This is a genomic window from Caballeronia sp. ATUFL_F2_KS9A (genome assembly GCF_023630765.1).
GTDB classification, from domain to species: Bacteria; Pseudomonadota; Gammaproteobacteria; order Burkholderiales; family Burkholderiaceae; genus Caballeronia; species Caballeronia zhejiangensis.
Map to the genome: position 1 here is coordinate 51,414 of NZ_JALQEK010000032.1, position 19,082 is coordinate 70,495.

Consider the following 19,082-nt stretch of genomic DNA (forward strand, 5'->3'; position numbering starts at 1 on the left):
AGAGACGACATTGGCCTATCAATCGACCTTGCCTTTCGACATCGCCTCGGCCCGCATCGATGCGCTCGCGCTGCTGCGCACGCTGCCCGCGCGCGAAGGGCATTGGGACGAATTGCGCGACGCGGCAGGCCAGTTGCGTGAGCCCTGGCGTCAGTTTTTCGAATTGCTCGGCGAGCAGGGCGTCGAGCGGCTCGACGATGGCGTCGCCGCCGTCGCGCAGCAGGTGCGCGACAACGACATCACGTACAACGTGTATGCCGATAACGGCAAGCCGCGTGCGTGGTCGCTCGATCTCCTGCCGCTCATCATCGATGAAGAAGAGTGGGCGCTGATCGAGCGCGGCGTTGCGCAACGCGCGCGCTTGATGGAAGCGATCGTCGCGGATGTCTATGGTCCGCAGACATTGCTGCATCGCGGCCTGCTGCCGGGCGCGCTCGTCTTCGGGCATCCCGGCTACTTGCGCGCGGTGAAGGGTTTCATGCCGCCGTGCGGCCGCTTTCTGCAGATCGTCGCTGTCGATCTCGCGCGCGCGCCATCCGGCTCGTGGACGGTCATCGCGCATCGCACCGAAGTGCCTTCCGGTTTGGGTTATGCGCTCGAAAACAGATTGATCGTATCGAGCCTCTTCGCCGATCCCTTTCGCGCGATGCATGTGAGCCGTCTCGCGGCGACCTATTCGCAACTCATCGCGACGATCGCGCAAGCGGCTCGCGCGACGATGCACGATGACGACGACGGCCGCAGCGATGCATCGAACGATGCGCCGCATATCGCGTTGCTGAGTCCCGGCCCATTCAGCGAGACTTACTTCGAGCATGTGTTTCTCGCGCGATATCTGGGCGTGACGCTCGTCGAAGGCAAGGACCTCACGGTGCGGCACGACAAGCTCTATCTGAAGACGCTTGCCGGCCTGTCGCGCGTGCACGCAGTGATACGGCGTCTTGACGATGCATTCTGCGATCCCGTCGAATTGCGCGCGGACTCCACCATCGGCGTGCCCGGCTTGCTGCAGGTCATGCGTGCGGGCAATGTGATGGTGTCGAACGTGCCGGGCGCGGGCTTCACGGAATCCCCCGCGCTCAACGCGTTTTTGCCGGGCATTGCGCAAGCCTTGCTGGATGAAACCCTGGAATTGCCGACGGTGCCGACATGGTGGTGCGGCGAAGAAGCCGCGCGGTCCGAAGTATTCGAGCGCCTCGATCACGCGCTCATCGCGCCGACATGGCCTGGCGCGCAGGCCGATCACGCACCGGGCATCGATGCGGGCGTGCAGGCGCTTTCGGCGTGGCGCGAACGCATCGAACGCGCGCCGGATGTCTTCACGGTGCAGGAGAATCTGCCGTTCTCCACGGCGCCGCGCTTTCATGATGGCGCGCTCGGCTCGCGTCCATGCGTGCTGCGCGCCTATGCGATCGCCAACATCGACGGAAGCTGGAGCGTGATGCCAGGCGGCTTCACGCGGCTCGCGGCCGACAAGCGCGCGACCGTGTCCATGCAGTTCGGCGGCAGCAGCGTCGATACATGGGTGATGTCGAGCCAGCCCGGCAGCGCCGTGTCGTTGCAACCGACGCCGATGAAGCCGGGCGAGCTGCGCAAGCATCGCATCGTGTCGAGCCGAGCCGCGGAGAATCTTTTCTGGGCGGGTCGTTATGGCGAGCGCGCGGAAAACAACGTGCGCTTGTGCCGCCTTCTGCTCGGCATGCTCGATGGCAACGATGCTGAAGAGCTCTTTCCGACGCTCACTGAACTCGCATCGCAATGCGGACTCATCCCATCGGGCGAAACGCTCGCGCGCAGCACGCCGCAAGCGTTCGAACGTGTGCTCGTCGCGGGCTTGCCGGAATCGAGCAAAGCGACGAGCATCGGCGACAATCTCGCGGATCAGGCGCGCGCATGTGGCGAAATTCGCGACCGGCTTTCGACGGACCACTGGCGCACGATCCTCGCATCGCGCAACGACTTTCGTGATGCGCTCGCGCGTCTCTCGCCGAGCGATAAGGCAGATGAAGGCACGGTTCGCATCGGCCGCGATTACGATCGCGTGATGCTTGCAGGCGCGCTCGAACATCTTGCGACGCAATTGTCCGCAATCAGCGGCGCGCAAGGCGATCGCATGACGCGTGATGAAGCATGGCGGCTGCTCTTCATCGGAAGACATATCGAACGCGTATCGACGATGGCTACGATCCTGCATGTCGTCGCCGAGCGGGGCACGCTCGCGTCGCCCGCGGGCTTCGATCTTCTCTTGCAACTCTTCGACAGCACGCTCACGTATCGCTCGCTTTATCCGGGAAGACTCGAAGTGCCGGCGTTGATCGATCTCATCGTCGTCGATCAAACCAATCCGCGCGGACTCTATGGGGTGTACTCGCGCTTGCGTACGAAGCTCGATGAGATCGCTGCCGCAGCCGGTGGCGCACGCCGCGCACAAGCGACACGTTTCGCTGATCTTCTCGTTCACGCCGATGCGTTGCCCGATCTCGCCGCGCTTTGCGAAACGCGGGCCGATGGCCGTCACGATGCGCTGATCGCGGTATGCGACCGGCTCGTTGCGTCGGTCAGCGCGGCATCGAACGAAGTCAGCGCGCGCTACTTCAGTCACGCGAATACGCTTGCCGCACAGGTGTCGTCATGAGCCTTGGCCTGAACGATACCGTGCTCGCGGTCACGCATCGGACCACCTATCGATACTCGACGCCCGTCGAAATCGCGCAGCACCTGGCGACGATCCGTCCGCTGCATTGCCCCTGGCAGCAGGTTATCTCGCATACCGAGCGCATCGATCCGGTACCGTCTTATGTGCATAGCCGCGTCGATGCATTCGGCAATGACGTGTTGTACTTCTCGCTCGATGCGCCGCACGAACGGCTTTCGATGACGAGCGAAACCACGGTCCGGCTTACGCCGCGCTGGGATGCGCTCGATGCCGAAGCGACGCCGCCTTGGGAAGATGTCGCGGATCGCTTGCGCTACAGCGCGAGTGGTTCGTTCTATCCGGAAAGCGAATTCTGTTATGCGTCGCCCAATATCTCGCTCGATCATGCATTGCGCGCGTATGCGCAAGCGAGCTTCGATAAGGGCACGCCGCTCGTCGCGGGCGCCATCGATCTGATGCATCGCATTCATGCGGACTTCGACTACAAACCGTCTGCGACTGCGTTCGATACGCCCGCATCGCGTGCGTTCGAATTGCGTCATGGCGTGTGTCAGGACTTCTCGCAAGTGATGATCGGCTGCCTGCGTGCGCTTGGATTGCCTGCTCGTTATGTGAGCGGCTATCTGCGCAACGATCCGCCGCCGGGGCACCCGAGGTTGATCGGCGCCGATGCTTCGCATGCGTGGGTGTCGGTGCATTGTCCGCAAAGCGGATGGATCGACCTCGATCCGACCAATGATGTGCTCGCGGACCTCGACCATGTGACGCTCGCGACGGGGCGCGATTACAGCGATGTGTCGTTGCTGCGCGGGATGATTCTCGGCGGAGGCGCGCACCATGTGGATGTGGCGGTGAATGTGCTGGCGTTATAAGGTGCATGTCCATGCAAAGAAAGCACGCGATCCCATACTGCGTTAATGTTTAGGGCTTTCGTCGCCATGCGCAGGCTTTAGCGCATGCCTTTCGCTTTGCAAGGAGATTCGCACGATGGAATACGTGAAACTGGGCTCGACCGGTCTCGAGGTGTCGCGGCTCTGTCTTGGTTGCATGACCTACGGCGCGCCCGATCGTGGCACGCATCCCTGGACGCTCGATGAGGAAAAGAGCCGTCCGCTCATCAAGGAAGCATTGGACGCGGGCATCAATTTCTTCGACACGGCCAATACTTACTCGGACGGCACGTCGGAGGAAATCGTCGGACGTGCGCTGCGCGATTTCACGAAGCGCGACGACATCGTCATCGCGACGAAGGTATTCAATCGCATGCGTCCCGGTCCGAATGGCGCGGGGCTCTCGCGCAAGGCGATCTTCAACGAAATCGATAACAGCCTGAAGCGGCTCGGGACCGATTACGTCGATCTCTATCAGATTCATCGATGGGATTACACGACGCCGATTGAGGAAACGCTCGAAGCACTACATGATGTCGTGAAGGCGGGCAAGGCGCGTTATATCGGCGCATCGTCGATGTATGCGTGGCAGTTCAGCAAAGCGCTCTGTACCTCTCGCGCGAACGGATGGACCGAGTTCAGAACGATGCAGAATCATTTGAATCTGCTGTATCGCGAGGAAGAACGCGAGATGATGCCGCTTTGCAGGGATCAGGGCATCGGCGTGTTGCCCTGGAGTCCGCTTGCGCGCGGCCGTCTCACGCGCGAATGGGACGCGACGAGCGCGCGTCAGGAATCGGATACCTTCGGCAGCACGCTGTATCGCACCGACGATGCCGATCGCGCGGTCGTCGAAGCCGTGGCTGCAGTCGCGAAGGCGCGCGGCGTGCCGCGTGCGCAAGTGGCGCTCGCGTGGGTTGCGCAGAAGGCGCCAGTGAGCGCGCCGATCATCGGTGCATCGAAACCGGGACATGTGAGCGATGCGGTCGCGGCCTTATCGCTGAATCTCACGGCGGACGAGATCGCGCAACTCGAAGCACCGTATGTGCCGCATGCCGTGTCCGGTTTCAAATGACGCGAATCATAACTGCGATTCGATCGGCAAGATCCCGAGCATCCAGATCCCTGCGCGTTTGAGCGCAGACACGTCCGGCTCGCTATCGAGTTCGGTCGTGTTGCCGTTTGCGTCGGTGTCGATCCAAACCATGCGTTTGCCGCCGTTGCCGTCATCGTGCAATTCGACGCGCCACGCAATGTGATCGATGTTCGTGCCGATGCCGTCAGCCACATACTCGGCCGCATCCGCGCTTTCGCAATAGACGCCGATTTCCGTGTTCAACTCAACGGAACGCGGATCGAGATTCATCGAGCCGATGAAGATGCGCTTGCGATCAAACACATATGTCTTCGCATGGAGCGACGCCTTCGACGATCCGAATGTCGTTTTCTTCGCGGTCTTGTCGGCGTCGCTCGATGCAACGGGCTTCAGCTCATATAGCCTCACGCCGGCTTCGAGCATATCCTTTCGATAGCGCTGATAGCCCGCATGCACCGCGGCGACATCGGTGGCGGCGAGAGAATTCGTGAGCACGGTGACACGCACGCCACGCGATGTCATCGATTGCAGCCATCGCACGCCTTCCTTGCGCGGGACGAAGTATGGCGACACGATCAGCATTTCCTGCGCGGGTTCGAAATCCAACGCCTTGAATTGCGACATGAGATGGCCTTCGCTGTCGCCGGGCGCGCGCGTGATCTTTGCGGGATCGTCATACAGAAGCGTGGCCTTGCCCCACGAAAAAGCCGTGTCGTGCGCCTCGATAACTTTGGTGTAACGCTCGCGAACCTGCGCGACATAGGGCGAACTCTGTTCCGACAACAAATACGTGTCGAGCTTCTGGCGATAACCGGCGAGCGCGCCGGGGTCGGCGTGACGTCGCATCAGGTTATCGATCGGATAGGCTGCATCCGAGTTCCAGTACAGGTCGAATGCGCTCGATACGTCGCGCACGACGGGGCCATGCACGAGCACATCGAGATCGCCGAACGCGACTGTGCTCGACGCGCCGAAGTATTCGTCGCCGATATTGCGTCCGCCGAGAATCGCGGCCTGGTTATCGGCGATGAGCGCCTTGTTGTGCATCCGCCGATTCACGCGAAAGAACTCGATCGCGGAGCCTAGCTTCTTGAACGTGCGATTCGATACGGGATTGAAAAGCCGCACCTGCACGTTCGGATGCGAAGCGAGCGCGAGCAGGAACTGATCGTCCGCATTGGTGCCGAGGTCGTCGAGCAGGAGGCGCACGCGCACGCCGCGATCGGCGGCGCGCATGATCGATGCGGCCATTTCGCGGCCAGTCAGATCGTCGTGCCAGATGTAGTACTGGAGGTCGAGCGTGCGCTCCGCGGCTTCACTCAGAATCACGCGCGCGATGAGCGCGTCCATGCCGTTCGCTAGCAAATGAAACGCATTGTCGCCGGGATGCGCCGCTTCGCTCGCTGCGAAGGTCGTGCCGAGGCGCGTGTTCGCGGTGTCGGCCAGTGCATGCGTTTGCACGCGTCCCGTCTGCGGCGGAAGGCTCGCGCATGCGCTCATCAACAGTGTCAAAGCAAGGGCGATCCAGGTACGAAGTTTCATTGCGTGACCTCAATTACGGAGTCCGTACTATGCCATGTTCTTTTCCTTCCGCGAATTTTCGTTCAAACGCGCGCGCACGAAGCTGACATGCTCGCGCAGCACATAGAGTGCATCGGCGTAGGCGAGCGGCAGCTTGAGCGTATCGAGCGATTCCTCGATGTAATCGAGTTCGATGACGAGCGCCCGCCGTTCGTCTTCGCTGGTGACGCGCATCGCGCCGCGTTCCACCGCGATCAGCGCACCGTAATAGCGATAGATGCGCGAGCGCACGCGCCAGCGATACAGCGCGGGCACGAGCCGCAGCGCAGGAAAGATGAGCACGGCGACCGGGAGCAAGAGCACAAGGGCGCGGTCCGCGATATTCGCGAGCCAGAACGGCAGCGTGCGATAGAGGAAGCTCTTGCCCGAGCGGTAATAGCGGCTCGCGTCTTCGCTGATCGGATACTCATGCGCGACGGGACTCGGAAATTGCCCCGCGCGTTGCAGCAGACCGGCAGAGCCGTGCACTTCCTGCGCGGCTTCGATGAGCAAGTCCGATAGCGCCGGATGCAGGCTTGGCCGCGCGACGAGTTCGACCGTGGGGCTGATCAGATGCACGGTCTCCGGCGGGATGCGGCGGCCGAGATCGAGCACACCGGGCGGCAATTCGATATCGTCGAGATAGGGAAAAAGACGCGTATAGGCGCCCGATTCCTTGAAGTCCATCACCGAGATGCCGGGCACGCGCAAGAGGCGCAACATCAGGCCGCGCGTTGCGGAATCGCCGGAGAGAAACACTGCGTCGGCCTCGTTGCTGACGAGTTGCGTCGCGGCTTGCAGGCCGTCGCTCGGAAGAAGCTGCGTGTCGCCGCCAGGATAGATGCCGTTCGCTTCCAGCAGCTTGAGCGACAGCGTGCGCGTGCCGCTGCCTTCGCGGCCTATCGCGATGCGCTTGCCTTCCAGTTGCGAGAGGAGGGTGAGACCCTTGCCTCGGTAGAACACGACAAGCGGCACATACGACACGCTGCCGAGCGACATCAGTTGCGATGCCTGTTCCTTCGTCGCGATCCCGCCTTGCACGAGCGCGAGGTCGACGTGCTGCTTCGGATCGAGCAAGCGTTCGAGATTTTGCACGGAGCCATCCGAAGGCAGCACGTTCAGCGTGATGCCGTTACGCGCGAGCAGTTTCGCGTATTCCTGTGAGATGACGTAGAACGAGCTGTCGGGTTGACCCGCGCTCATCGTGATGGTTTTGGGCGGCGCCGGATCGACGAGCCAGTAGACGAGCGCGACGACGATCGCAATGACCAGCAAGACAGGACCGGCCGTCCATGTGATGTCATGCAGGACGCCTTTCGCATGATCGCGAGGCAGATGCGGGCGTTTCATGCGATGCCTCGTCATGAGCGTGCGTTCGTGACTGCTTGCGTGACTGGAAAGACATCGAGCATGTCGTGCCTGTGTCGGAAGCGGCGTTGCTTCGCAGTGTAACGCGCGGCGCGGTCAAAACGACAAGGCCGGCTCGCATGCGGCCGGCCTTCGCTTTCAATCGATCCTCGATCAAGCCCAGTGTGCGGGAATCCAGAACCTGCCGACCCAGTGGCCCGGAATCAGGACCGCGCGATGCGGGACCACGTAGACGGTCTTCGCGGGCGGCGCGACATACACCGTCCTGACCGGAGCCGGCGCGGGCGCGACGTACACGGTCTTGGCCGGCGGCGGAGCGACGACCACCGTCTTGGCGGGCGGCGGCGGAGGCGGCGTGACGACGACCGTCGACGAAGCCGGGGGCGGTGCGACCACCACGGTCGTCGCAGGCGGCGGGGGCGGCGGCACGATCACGGGCGCAGCGACGACGGTCGCTCCGGTGACGACCGGCGCCGTCGCGACCACCGTCGTGCTCGACGTCACCGTGCCGCCGCCGACTACCGTCGTGCTATGCGACCCGTTCGAGACCGTCGCGGTGCCCGACGTCGTGACCACGCCCGGCGCGACGCTCGTCGCGCTGCCTGAATGCGTGACGGTGCCGCCGTTGGCCGTGTTGACCGTGCCCGAGCGATTGCAGGTGTAGCCCGCGCAATTCGTCGATGCTGAGTGCGTCGACGTGTTGCCGTTCGGTCCCGTCACCGATCCCGATGACGAGTATTGGCCGGGCGCAGTACGCGTCACGGTATCGCTGCCGGTGGCGGTCTTGCCGTTCGGGCCGGTCGCGCTGCCGGTGTGCGAGCAGCTGCCGCCGGCGCAGCTCGTGTCGCCCGCATGTTGCACCGAGCGGCCGTTCGGGCCGTATGCGGTGCCGGAGTTGGAGAACTGGCCCGGCGCGGTACGCGTAACGGTTCCGGAGTTGGTGCCGACGCGGCCCCATGGATTCTCGACGCCGCCCGCATGCGAGCAACTGCCGCCGCCGCACGAGCCGACGTGCGCGCCCTGGTATTCGCCGCGACCGGTGTAGGCCGTGCCGCCACGCGCCCAGCCCGCGAAGGCGGAGCTGCTGCACAGCGTAAGCGCGGCGGCCGCCGCGACGACGAGCAACTTGCGCACGCGGCGCTTGCTTGAAGGCGCGTCGGAGGCGAACGCAACGTGGGCGTTTGAAGCGAAAGTCGATCTGTTTTTCACGGGATGTCCTTCTCGGTTCTTTAGGCCACGTTGCGTTTCGAGTGGCGACGGAAGTGACTATAGAGAAACGGTCTTGCGAAGTCCCGCGGTAACTTGTTTCACGCCATGTCATGGCTGATGGCATCGTGCTATGCCTTATGGCACGGGCTTTTGCAGCATTTCCAATAACTTTGCGAAGTCCGCGCGCAACACGATTTCGCGCATTGCGTCACACTTGCTGCTGCCGTCCGGCTTAATCGTCATAACAATCGAAATCATCATGGCCACATCTACTCCGATCAAAGTCGCCGTTCTCGACGATTATCAGAACATCGCGCTCTCGATGGCCGACTGGTCGCCGCTCGAGGCTCGCGCTGAAATTACGGTGTTCAACGATCACATCGCGGAGCGCGGCGCGTTGCTCGAACGTCTGCGCCCCTTCGATGTTGTCTGCGCGATGCGCGAACGCACGCCGTTCTCGCGCGACATCATCGAGAGCCTGCCTAACCTTAAGCTGATTGCATCGACGGGCGCGGCGAATGCATCGATCGATCTCGATGCCGCATCCGAACGCGGCGTCGAAGTGCGGCATACGGGCTATACGTCCACACCGACGATCGAATTCACGTGGGCGCTCATTCTCTCGATGATGCGCAACATCCCCGCCGAGAATCGCTCGCTCAAGGAGGGCGGCTGGCAGATTGCGCTCGGCACCGAACTCGCGGGCAAGACGCTCGGCTTGCTCGGTCTCGGTCGCGTAGGGTCGGCCGTCGGCGTGATCGGCCGCGCCTTTCGCATGAACGTGATCGCGTGGAGCCAGAACCTCACACGTGAGCGCGCGGAAGAAAAGGGCGTGCAACTAGTGGACAAGGACACGCTCTTCAAGACCTCCGACGTGCTCTCGATTCATGTTCGCCTCAGCGAGCGCACGCATCATCTCGTCGGTGCGCGGGAATTTGCGCAGATGAAGCCGACGAGCCGCATCGTCAACACGTCGCGCGGACCGATCGTCGATAGCGCCGCGCTCGTCGATGCGTTGAAGTCGGGCAAGCTCGCGGGCGCGGCAATCGACGTCTACGATGAAGAGCCGCTCGCTGCGAACGACGTGCTGCGTTCACTGCCGAACGTGCTCGCGACGCCGCATATCGGCTATGTGGCGGAAGAGTTGTATCGCACGTTTTATGGCGATACGGTGCGCAATATCGTCGAATGGCTCGATGCGCGTCAGGGTTGAATCACGACGCGCCCCATTTGTCGGATGGCAGAAGCGAGAACAACGTTTCGATCGCGGCGCTCGCGCGGCGCTTGCCATCCGCGCGGCCCATCGCGAGATCGATGACCGCAAGCCCGACGACAAGCGCATGCACCATCGACACATGTTCTTTCGTGACGGCGAGACCCATTGCTTCGAGCATGCGCGTGATGCGTACCGCGACGCCTTCCGCGAGCTCGCGAAAGAGGCTGCGAATGGTTGGCTCTTCGTCGGCGGCTTGCGCGAGCGCCATCAATACGCGCGTGTTTTCGTGGCGCATCGCGACATTGGCGATCGATGCAGCTGTGATCTTGGGCGATGCTTCGTCCGCGAAGGCATCGACGGCGGCGAGCTGGCCATCGATGGCCGTACGCGCGACAGCTTCGATCAACGCGAGGCGCGTGGGGAAATAATAAGTCAGATGACTCTGGCGCAGACCCGCGCGTGCAGCGACGCGCGGTTGCGTGAAGCCCGAATAACCTTCTTCGCGCAGGGTGGCAAGGGCGGCTTCGAGTATGGTCTGTCGACGATCCTGCACAGGGCGCGATCCACGTTTGGTTGAATTACCAAACCTTAGCGCGGGCGATGCACGGCGTCAACCTTATGAATTGTCATACGACGGTGGTTGCGGATTATGCGCGGGGTTTGTGTCGAACTTGCGGATATCGGTGATCGCAGCGCTCGCGAGCGATCGAAGATCGGCTTCGAGCGCATCGGCGAGTGCCTTGTCATAGACTTCGTCGCCATTCACGTAGAGCGTGAACGCTTCGAGATATTTCGCTTTTTTAGCCGGGTTTTCGATGGTTTCGCGTGTCCACCGATAAAGCGGATAGTGCTCGATGCCATCCCTTTCGGCCTGCGCGACGTAATCCACGAAGGCGTCGTACTGGCATTTCAATTGAGCGTCGTGTTCGATCAGCAGCGCATTGATCGCCGCGAGCTTTTCGTTTGCCGGATCTCGACGCGCCAGCATCGCATGATCGGGCGCGAGATGGATTCGAACTTGATATTGCAAGGATTCAGTCATAACGCCCTTTTAATGTTGAAAGCTATTGATAACTTCGCGTGTGAATAATGCAGTTCATGCACTACACTTCCTCTCGCATCGCGAATCGAACAAGAGGAGAGTAACAGTGAGTCTTCGACATTCGATCTATTGCCCATGTTGCGACATGGCGCCGAACGCCGCAAGCCGCCGCCGCTTTCTTGCGCTCGCGGGTCAAAGCGCCGCCGCGCTCGCGCTCTTTCCGCATCTCGCATACGCCGATAACGACGTACCGTCCATCGCCTACGATTCGGTCCCCGACCCTGTACGCCTGCCTCGCGATATGTACTTCGGCGAATGCTCGGGCGTGGCGTTGAATTCGGCCGGGCATATCTTCGTGTTATCCCGCGGCAATAGCACGGGTCCCGCTTATGGCGCCGCCGCCGCGCAACTGCTCGAATTCGATCGCAATGGACGCTTCGTGCGCGAAATCGGCCATAACCTTTATGCCTGGTCGTTCGCCCATACTGTGAAAGTGGATCGGCAAGACAATGTCTGGGTAACGGACAAGGGCTCGGACATGATCATCAAGTTCACGCCTGAAGGCCGCGTCGCGATGGTGTTCGGTCGCAAGCAGGAAGCGTCGGACGAAGAGACTGCGCCGCTCAAGCATCCGAATCCGCCGCTGCCTTCGGAGCCGGGGCGTTTCCGGCAAGTCACCGACGTCGCGTGGGACGCATCGGGAAATACCTATATCAGCGACGGATACATCAACTCGCGCGTCGCGAAGGTCGACAAGGACGGCAACTGGCTCAAGTCGTGGGGCGAGCGCGGGAAGGAGCCGGGGCAATTCCATACGCCGCATAGCATTGCTGTCGATAGAAACGGGCTTGTCTATGTCGCCGATCGAAGCAACCGGCGCATTCAGGTATTCGACGACGAAGGCAATTTTCAGCGGCAATTCACGATCGATGTACCCGTGCCGCCCGATGCGCGTCCGGCTATCGGCAACATGCCCGACGAAGCGGCGATAGCAGCGGGAACATTTGCGCCGGGTTCACCTTGGGCCATTTGCATTTCGCCGGGGCCGAATCAAGTGCTGTATTCCGCCGATGCGTTTCCCGGCCGGATTTACAAGTTATCGCTCGACGGAAAATTGCTCGGCGTACTCGGACGATCCGGCAAGCAATTGAAGCAGTTCGGATGGATTCATGAAATGGCGTGTCCTTCAGAAGGCACTTTGTTCGTCGCGGAGTTGCTCAATTGGCGCGTGCAGAAGCTCCTACTGCATGGGTGATCGCATCACTGCTTCGAGGGCTTCGATCGCATCGACATAATGGGCTTGGGCTGCGCGTCGCATCGATCTTCGCGCCACGCGCGCAACGTATCGAGCGCGACGGAATTGCGCACATAGCGATGCCACACGAATGCGAGATCGAAGATCAGGATCGCGAGCCACCACGCATAGAGAAAGAAGGCGCCACCAAGCACGACGGGCCACAAGGGTTTGCCCGCGAGATCGCCCCATAGTCTGACGCCCACGATCAGCACCATCATCAGCGTGCCGAGCGCGACGAGAATACGCCGTCCCCAATGCGGTTTGCGCGGCGCGAGCCAGCCGCTTATTGCGCAGACGAGGCCCGCAAGTACGAAGACCGCCTTGCCGACGACAGGATCGGCGCTATCGCGATGCAGCATATCGGCGAACGGGCTCGCGAGAAAAGCCCCCACGCCGCTCAACAGCACGAACCAGAAGATCAGCGCACCCGCGACGAACGACAGTAGCGCGACGATGCGCCAACGCAGCCATGCGGCCGTGCGATTTGTGCCTCGCGCCTTGACGAGACGCGGAAGGCGTGCGGCAACCGTCGTTCCCATCAAAAGGCAGGCGAGCGCGAACACCGAGCGCGTGAGATAGATGAATTCGGGCGCGGTGCTCGTGCCGCCCGCGCCCGAATCGGAAGTTGCGGTGACAGCTTTATAGATGAAGAACACCGCGAGCAGATGCAGCGCGAAGCTCAGAAGATAAGGAATTGCCGTGCTCACGATGCCGCGAAAATGCCTGTTTTGAGGGGTTTTCGTGGTGCTTCTGTCGAGCACGACGTTCTCGATGAAGTGGCCGAAGACATCGCCGTCGGTCCAGTAATCGGTGTGCGCTTTCCCCGGCAGCCAGTAGCGCGAAAAGCCAATGTCATGCACCGGCTCGAATTCGAATGCGAGACAACCATGACGACCGAGATAGGCGCGCGCCGTATCGAGTGCGAAGCCGACGGGATCGCCGAAGTCATAATAGTTGCGCCACCTGATGCGTGAAGGCAGCGTGATCGGACCGCCGGGACGCTCGATCTGCGTGACGGCATCGCCTTTGCGTTCGCTCTTTAGCGCCATGCCTTCCCATAGCTTCGGCCATAAAAGGATGTGCTTGTCGATCGGCGAGCCGATGGTCATGAAGCCACGCAGACTCTGCACCCAGTCAGTACCGATGATCTGCTTGCCGTCCTTCGGGTCGGTGACGGTCGGTCTCGATAGCGCCTGCAGGATGCCGAGAAAACTGATCACGGTCCCTTCGCTATGCGCGACGATATACACCTCGGGCGCACACTGACAACGCGCGGTGGCGAGCGCGACAAGCCGCTCCATCACACGATGAAAGCGAAAGACGATGGTCTCTCGATGCTGCCTGAAATCCGCGACGAGCTGCACGTCGCCGACATAATCGCGCAGCATCGGCGCGAGATCGAACTTGAAAATGCCGGCTTTCTCCGTCACCGCGAGCAGGCTTTGCATGACGGCCACCGTTTCGACGATCTCTTCGACGACGCCCGACGCGAGCGAAAAGTCCGCGGGTTCGAGCTTGCGTTCATCGACGTTGAGCATGTAGGTCGCTTGCGCGCGACTCACGATCGACAGTCCCCACGCCTTGCTCTCTTCGAGCGTGTCGTCCTGCTTCACGACTTCGCGCGGAATGTCGGCCCAATACACTTCCGCGAAACCGAGCGCCGAATAGAAGTCGCGTTGTTCCGCGGTATAGGGACCGCCCGGCGGCAGATCGAGCTGGCGCACGTCGACTTCGCCGACGCCCGCGATATCGAAGTAGCCGAGCGGCATCACGGGAAGCGGCGGGTCATAACGCGCGCCGAACTGGCTCGCGACCGAGCGCACCGTGTCACTGTGCAACTGATTGCCGATGCCGTGTATCGCGACGACGATCTTCTGCACGCGCGGCGCTGTCGGCAGTTCGGGCGCGGGCGTCGTTTGCGATGATGCGTCCATGAGCGTCTCCCGATGGCGGTTCGTCAGCGCTTTTCACGTACACGGCTTTGCGGCTTCGGCAGCGGCCCGGCCGCTCGAAGCAGATTAGTTCATTTTTTAGACAATAGTGCGAAATGATCGACGCCGTGTTTGCACTTTGCATGCGTGATGCCGAATGCAGGATGCAACAGCGGTCGATTGCATGCCCGAGAGTTCAGCCGCCGTGTGCAAGTCCTGTTTCCATTGCCACGCCGTTCCACAGATGCATCGCCGCATACGCTCTCCAGGGCCGCCAGCGTTCGGTACGCGCGCGCTGCTGGGCGGGCTTCACAAGCGATGGGTCGCGGCGCGCGATCGCCTGCATCAGGACGAGATCGGCTTCGGGCCAGGCGTCGGGATCGCGCAGCGCACGCATCGCGACATAGCCGACGGTCCACGGCCCGATGCCTGGCATGGCGAGCATGTCGCGTTTCACGCGTTCGGGATCGGCGCCGGGTTCATCGAGAGGAAGCGCGCCGGTTGCGACCGCGTGCGCGAAACGCTGCACGGTCTCGATGCGCTTGGTCGGCATGCCGATCTTCTCCAGATCCGCTGCGGCAAGTTCGGCGGGCGTCGGAAAGCGCCACGCGGTGCCCTCATGCGGATGGCCTTCGATCTTTTTGCCCGCGCGCTGCACGATGCGGTTCATGATCGTCGACGCGCCTTTGACGCTCACCTGCTGCCCGACGATGGTCCGCACCACAAGTTCGAAGCCGGACCACGCACCCGGCACGCGCAGGCCGGGCGCGGCTTCGACGAGCGGCGCGAGCACCGGATCGCCGGCGAGACAGCGAGCGATTTCGTGCGGATCGGCGTGCAGATCGAACATGCGCGCGAGCGGCGCGGCGAGGTCGCCGGCGTGCTGCGCCACCGCACCCTCGACATTCACGACGAGCCGATGCCTGCGTTCATGCGGCCGGACTTCGACGGTGCCCTCGGCGCCTTGCCATTCGATCGCGCGCCGATACACGCCGTCCTCGACCGACTCGACGCCCGCCGACGCGCGACCGCCGATAAATTTCAGCATCCGCGTCCAGTCGAAAGGCCGCTTGAAGGGCAGCTCGAGCGTGGCGGTCGATGTGCTGATGGTCGAATGCATGCTGAATGCCGAATGCGCGATGGTCGAATGAATGCGAATGTTACTCCGGCGAACCGGATGCCCGTCGCGGCGCCAAGCTCATTCTTCGCTAACCCTCGGCGACGACAATGCCTCACATCGACAGCAGCTAGTCCATCTCAGCCAACCGAAGGAGCCGAACATGAACGCCATCTCGATCAGCATCGTCGCCATCGTCATCACCGCTGCGCTCGCGGCCATCGCGCCGGTCACGCACTTCACGCAGCGTGAGATCGCCGTGCTGAGCGCCCATGCCGCGAACACGCGCGCCGAAGTCCAAATCGGCTCGGGTACCGGACTGACGGCGTGATCGATGCGCCGATCAGCGGCGCGTCGCCAGTTCCATCGTGCTCGCGTTGAGCATCTGTCTGAATTCGGGATCGTGGGAAAGAATCTGGCGCGCGCTCGTGAGCAGTTGCGGGCGACGCTCCCACTGATCGGAGCGCACGACGCAGCGCGCGAGCACATCGCCGTAGATCGCATCAAGCCCTTCGCGGTCGTGCGCCGTGGTGAGTCGGGCGATGCGGACTTTCTCGTCACGCATGAGTCCGCGTGTTAGACAGTCGACGGTCTCGCGGTCCATTCCCGCTTGGGCAGTGTCGAAGTCCGTCGAGTGATAGAAAGTAATGCCCGTGATGACGAACGCCGCGCCGAGTGCGATGCATGCCCCTCGAATCTTGTTCATCGTTTTCCCCGATGGTAGGCTCTGACGCCCTTCGCGCCATACCTTACCTTCCGCGAAATCACGCGACCGTTCTATTCGCTACCGCCCGTCCGGCGTCGGCTTGGCCGTTGAGCGCTTTCTCGATGGCGCCGGCTTCACCGTCGTCAACGTGCGCTCCGCGAGCACCGCATCGCGCTTGGAGAGCAAATGCTTGCGCAGGATCTCGCCCATGCGTCGGCCATCGCGCGTTTCGAGCGCTTCGATCATTTCTTCGTGATCGCGAATCGCGCTGTCCCACTTCGGTGTCTGGAAATTCGAACGAAAGCGCAATGCCATGAGACGCCGGTTGATCGATACGTAAGTCTGACGCAAGGCCGTATTGCGCGCCGCTTCGTTGATCTTGTCGTGGATGGCCTGGTTGCGGCTGTAGTAGCCGGAGAGATCGTTCTGCGCGCGGCACGCGAGCATCGCGTAATGCAGCGCCTTGATCTCGGCGATCTCCAGCGGCGTGATGCGCTCGCACGCGAGTTCGCCTGAGAACGCCTCCAGCCCGCTCATCAATTCGAACATCTCGCGAATTTCGAACTCGCTCATCTGCGATACCGACGCGCCCCGGTTCGGCGAAATCTCGATCAGCCCTTCGGCCGCGAGCACCTTCAACGCCTCGCGCAGCGGCGTGCGCGAAATGCCGAGCGTCTCACACAGCTTGCGCTCGTTGAGCTTGACGCCGGGAGCAAGCAAGCCTTCGACGATGAAGCCGCGCAAGTGATCGACGACGGTGTCGTGCAGACGCAGGCGCTCTAACTTCGGAAGCGAGGACGAAACGTGCACGTCTGGTAAATCGGGATTTTGCATTCAATACCTCGCAATCTATTTGCGGCAATTTTAACGCAGTGCCAGCGGAAAAAACCGCCAGCGGGTTATCCCTAGGCCGTTCGGTCTATGTATTCCTTTACCTGCGGTTGTCGCTGCGTTATTGTATTTTGCATGCAAAATTACATTTACAAGGACGCGGACCCATGTTGAAGCTCGATTTCCATCCTGCTGGCCGTCACTTCCTGCAGATCCCGGGGCCGAGCCCTGTGCCCGATCGCATCCTGCGCGCGATGAGCTATCCGACGATCGATCACCGCGGGCCGGAGTTCGGCGCGCTGGGTCTCAAGGTGCTCGATGGCATCAAGAAGATCTTCAAGACGAGCCAACCGGTGGTGATCTATCCGGCATCGGGCACGGGCGCATGGGAAGCGGCGCTTTGCAACACGCTCAGTTCCGGCGACACGGTGCTGATGTATGAGACGGGCCACTTCGCAACGCTATGGAAGAAGATGGCCGAGAGCCTCGGGCTGAAGCCGGAGTTTCTCGGTCTGCCCGGCATCGAAGGCTGGCGGCGCGGCGTACAGGCCGACATGATCGAGAAGCGTCTGCGTGACGACACGAATCACGCTATCAAGGCCGTCTGTGTCGTCCATAACGAAACGTCGACGGGCGTGACGTCGGATATCGCCGCCGTGCGACGCGCGATCGACGCCGCGAAGCATCCCGCGCTGTTGATGGTGGACACGATCTCGGGTTTGGCATCGGCTGACTATCGTCACGATGAATGGGGCGTCGACGTGACCGTTTCCGGTTCGCAGAAAGGTTTGATGCTGCCGCCGGGGATCAGCTTCAATGCGGTATCGGAGAAGGCGCGCGAGGCGTCGAAGCGCGCCACGTTGCCGCGCGCATTCTGGGATTGGACCGACATCATCGAGATGAACAAGCAAGGCTACTGGCCTTACACGCCGAACACGAACCTGCTCTACGGCCTCTCGGAAGCGCTCGACATGATCCTTGGCGAAGGGCTCGACAACGTGTTCGCGCGCCATCAACGGCTCGCGGCCGCGTGCCGCGCGGCGGTGAACGCGTGGGGACTGGAGATTCAATGCGCCGATCCCGCCGTGTATTCGCCGGTGCTGACGGGCGTGATGACACCCGAAGGCGTCGATGCCGATGCGGTGCGCAAGCTCATCTACGAGCATTTCGATCTGTCGCTCGGTACGGGGCTCGGCAAGGCGAAGGGCCGCATGTTCCGCATCGGTCATCTCGGCGATTGCAACGACCTCACGCTGATGGCCGCGCTCACCGGTTGCGAGATGGGACTGAAGCTCTCGGGTATCGCGTTGAAGGACAGCGGCGTGGCGGCGGCGATGGACTATCTGACGAGCCACGTCGCGAAGCCCGCGTTGAAGGCGGCCGCATGAGCGCCGCGTTCGACGCCGATGCGCTCGCGCGGCTTCTCGTCGACGCGCGCGCGCATCGGGCGAAGCTCGACGCGCTGCCCTTGGGCGCACGTCCGTCCGACGCCGACGATGCCTACACGGCGCAGGACGCGACGCTGCGTGCGCTGAACGCAGACATCGGCGGATGGAAGGTCGGCGCGAAGACGCACGACGGGCCGATCCAGGGTGCACCGCTTCCCGCCGATGGCATGCATAAAACCGGTGCGCGTCTCTCGATGCTCGCGTTCGGCAAGGCCGGTCTCGAACTCGAAGTGGCATTCAGGATCGGCCGGCGCTTCGAACCGAACAGCGGACCGTATAGCGATGAAGACGTGGTCGCTGCGATCGAGTCCGTGCATGCGGCCATCGAAGTGGTCGCGAGCCGTTTCGCCGCGTGGCCCGATGTCGAAAAGCCGTGGCAACTCGCCGATTTGCAGAATCACGGCGCGTTGATCGTGGGCGAGGGCGTGCCTTATGACGCGGCGTTCCCGTTCGTATCGCCCGCGATGGCGTTCACGTTCGACGGCGCGTCGCTTTTCGACGGCGTTCCGGCGAATCCTGCGGGCGACCCGCGGCGCCTGCTCGCGTGGACGGTCAATCACAGCGTGGCGCGCGGGCTCGCGGTCGAACGCGGGACCGTGCTCACGGCGGGTTCTTACACCGGCATCGCGTTTCCGGATGTGCCCGGCACGGCCATCGGCGCGATCGAAGGCTTGCCCGCCGTCGAATTGCATTTCGCATAACGCATTCATAAGGC

The 19,082-nt window shown here is 62.2% G+C and carries 17 protein-coding genes; 8 read left to right on the forward strand and 9 right to left on the reverse strand.

What is annotated here, in order from left to right:
* Positions 1–10 precede the first annotated feature (10 nt).
* The 3 genes from NCS67_RS21020 (at position 11) to NCS67_RS21030 (ending at position 4,621) form a co-directional block, all read left to right on the forward strand.
* Entirely contained in the window at positions 11–2,635 is a 2,625-nt protein-coding gene (locus NCS67_RS21020; RefSeq protein ID WP_250436411.1) for a circularly permuted type 2 ATP-grasp protein, read from the forward strand.
* A complete protein-coding gene (locus tag NCS67_RS21025; RefSeq protein ID WP_008347810.1) occupies positions 2,632–3,528 on the forward strand; it encodes a transglutaminase family protein in 897 nt (298 codons plus the stop codon). The genes NCS67_RS21020 and NCS67_RS21025 overlap by 4 nt, the downstream gene beginning before the upstream one ends.
* Before the next feature lie 115 nt (positions 3,529–3,643).
* On the forward strand, positions 3,644–4,621 hold the full coding sequence (locus tag NCS67_RS21030; RefSeq protein WP_250436412.1) for an aldo/keto reductase: 978 nt from the start codon (positions 3,644–3,646) through the stop codon (positions 4,619–4,621).
* Between the two features lie 6 nt (positions 4,622–4,627).
* Here the strand turns inward: NCS67_RS21030 and NCS67_RS21035 are convergent, their stop codons facing one another.
* The 3 genes from NCS67_RS21035 to NCS67_RS21045 form a co-directional block, all read right to left on the reverse strand.
* Positions 4,628–6,184, reverse strand: coding sequence for a phospholipase D family protein (locus NCS67_RS21035; protein ID WP_250436413.1), 1,557 nt, complete (start codon positions 6,182–6,184; stop codon positions 4,628–4,630).
* A 27-nt stretch (positions 6,185–6,211) separates the two neighbouring features.
* Positions 6,212–7,552, reverse strand: coding sequence for a TAXI family TRAP transporter solute-binding subunit (locus tag NCS67_RS21040; RefSeq protein ID WP_502801593.1), 1,341 nt, complete (start codon positions 7,550–7,552; stop codon positions 6,212–6,214).
* A gap of 171 nt (positions 7,553–7,723) precedes the next feature.
* Positions 7,724–8,779 (reverse strand): hypothetical protein, encoded by a 1,056-nt coding sequence (locus tag NCS67_RS21045; RefSeq protein WP_250436416.1) that lies wholly within the window; start codon positions 8,777–8,779, stop codon positions 7,724–7,726.
* 259 nt (positions 8,780–9,038) lie between these two features.
* On the opposite strand from NCS67_RS21045, the gene NCS67_RS21050 reads away from it, so the two are divergent.
* Entirely contained in the window at positions 9,039–9,992 is a 954-nt protein-coding gene (locus NCS67_RS21050; protein WP_250436418.1) for a D-2-hydroxyacid dehydrogenase family protein, read from the forward strand.
* Between the two features lies 1 nt (position 9,993).
* On the opposite strand, the gene NCS67_RS21055 is transcribed toward NCS67_RS21050, so the two are convergent.
* Both NCS67_RS21055 and NCS67_RS21060 read right to left on the reverse strand, forming a co-directional pair.
* Positions 9,994–10,548 carry a TetR/AcrR family transcriptional regulator gene (locus NCS67_RS21055; RefSeq protein ID WP_250436420.1) on the reverse strand — a complete coding sequence of 185 codons (555 nt, stop codon included), beginning with the start codon at positions 10,546–10,548 and terminating at the stop codon, positions 9,994–9,996.
* A gap of 63 nt (positions 10,549–10,611) precedes the next feature.
* Positions 10,612–11,037 (reverse strand): hypothetical protein, encoded by a 426-nt coding sequence (locus NCS67_RS21060; protein ID WP_250436421.1) that lies wholly within the window; start codon positions 11,035–11,037, stop codon positions 10,612–10,614.
* A 145-nt stretch (positions 11,038–11,182) separates the two neighbouring features.
* Here NCS67_RS21060 and NCS67_RS21065 point away from each other — a divergent pair, with 145 nt between their 5' ends.
* Entirely contained in the window at positions 11,183–12,292 is a 1,110-nt protein-coding gene (locus tag NCS67_RS21065) for a peptidyl-alpha-hydroxyglycine alpha-amidating lyase family protein (RefSeq protein ID WP_249798741.1), read from the forward strand.
* A gap of 5 nt (positions 12,293–12,297) precedes the next feature.
* Here NCS67_RS21065 and NCS67_RS21070 read toward each other — a convergent pair whose 3' ends face one another.
* Positions 12,298–14,268 (reverse strand): MFS transporter, encoded by a 1,971-nt coding sequence (locus tag NCS67_RS21070; RefSeq protein ID WP_250436424.1) that lies wholly within the window; start codon positions 14,266–14,268, stop codon positions 12,298–12,300.
* A 193-nt stretch (positions 14,269–14,461) separates the two neighbouring features.
* On the reverse strand, positions 14,462–15,385 hold the full coding sequence (locus tag NCS67_RS21075) for a DNA-3-methyladenine glycosylase family protein (RefSeq protein ID WP_008347822.1): 924 nt from the start codon (positions 15,383–15,385) through the stop codon (positions 14,462–14,464).
* A gap of 160 nt (positions 15,386–15,545) precedes the next feature.
* Between NCS67_RS21075 and NCS67_RS21080 the strand changes: the two genes are divergently transcribed.
* Positions 15,546–15,713: a hypothetical protein gene (locus NCS67_RS21080; RefSeq protein ID WP_250436425.1), complete on the forward strand. Its 168-nt coding sequence runs from the start codon at positions 15,546–15,548 to the stop codon at positions 15,711–15,713.
* A gap of 12 nt (positions 15,714–15,725) precedes the next feature.
* Here NCS67_RS21080 and NCS67_RS21085 read toward each other — a convergent pair whose 3' ends face one another.
* Both NCS67_RS21085 and NCS67_RS21090 read right to left on the reverse strand, forming a co-directional pair.
* The gene (locus tag NCS67_RS21085; protein ID WP_250436426.1) at positions 15,726–16,088 is read right to left on the reverse strand and encodes a hypothetical protein; all 363 of its coding nucleotides are present in this window, start codon (positions 16,086–16,088) and stop codon (positions 15,726–15,728) included.
* Positions 16,089–16,166: 78 nt separating this feature from the next.
* Positions 16,167–16,922 carry a GntR family transcriptional regulator gene (locus tag NCS67_RS21090; protein ID WP_034470980.1) on the reverse strand — a complete coding sequence of 252 codons (756 nt, stop codon included), beginning with the start codon at positions 16,920–16,922 and terminating at the stop codon, positions 16,167–16,169.
* A gap of 164 nt (positions 16,923–17,086) precedes the next feature.
* Between NCS67_RS21090 and NCS67_RS21095 the strand changes: the two genes are divergently transcribed.
* Both NCS67_RS21095 and NCS67_RS21100 read left to right on the forward strand, forming a co-directional pair.
* The gene (locus NCS67_RS21095) at positions 17,087–18,307 is read left to right on the forward strand and encodes a pyridoxal-phosphate-dependent aminotransferase family protein (protein WP_008347825.1); all 1,221 of its coding nucleotides are present in this window, start codon (positions 17,087–17,089) and stop codon (positions 18,305–18,307) included.
* Complete coding sequence (locus NCS67_RS21100; RefSeq protein ID WP_175980674.1) at positions 18,304–19,068, forward strand: 2-keto-4-pentenoate hydratase; 765 nt, start codon at positions 18,304–18,306, stop codon at positions 19,066–19,068. The genes NCS67_RS21095 and NCS67_RS21100 overlap by 4 nt, the downstream gene beginning before the upstream one ends.
* Positions 19,069–19,082: the final 14 nt, after the last annotated feature.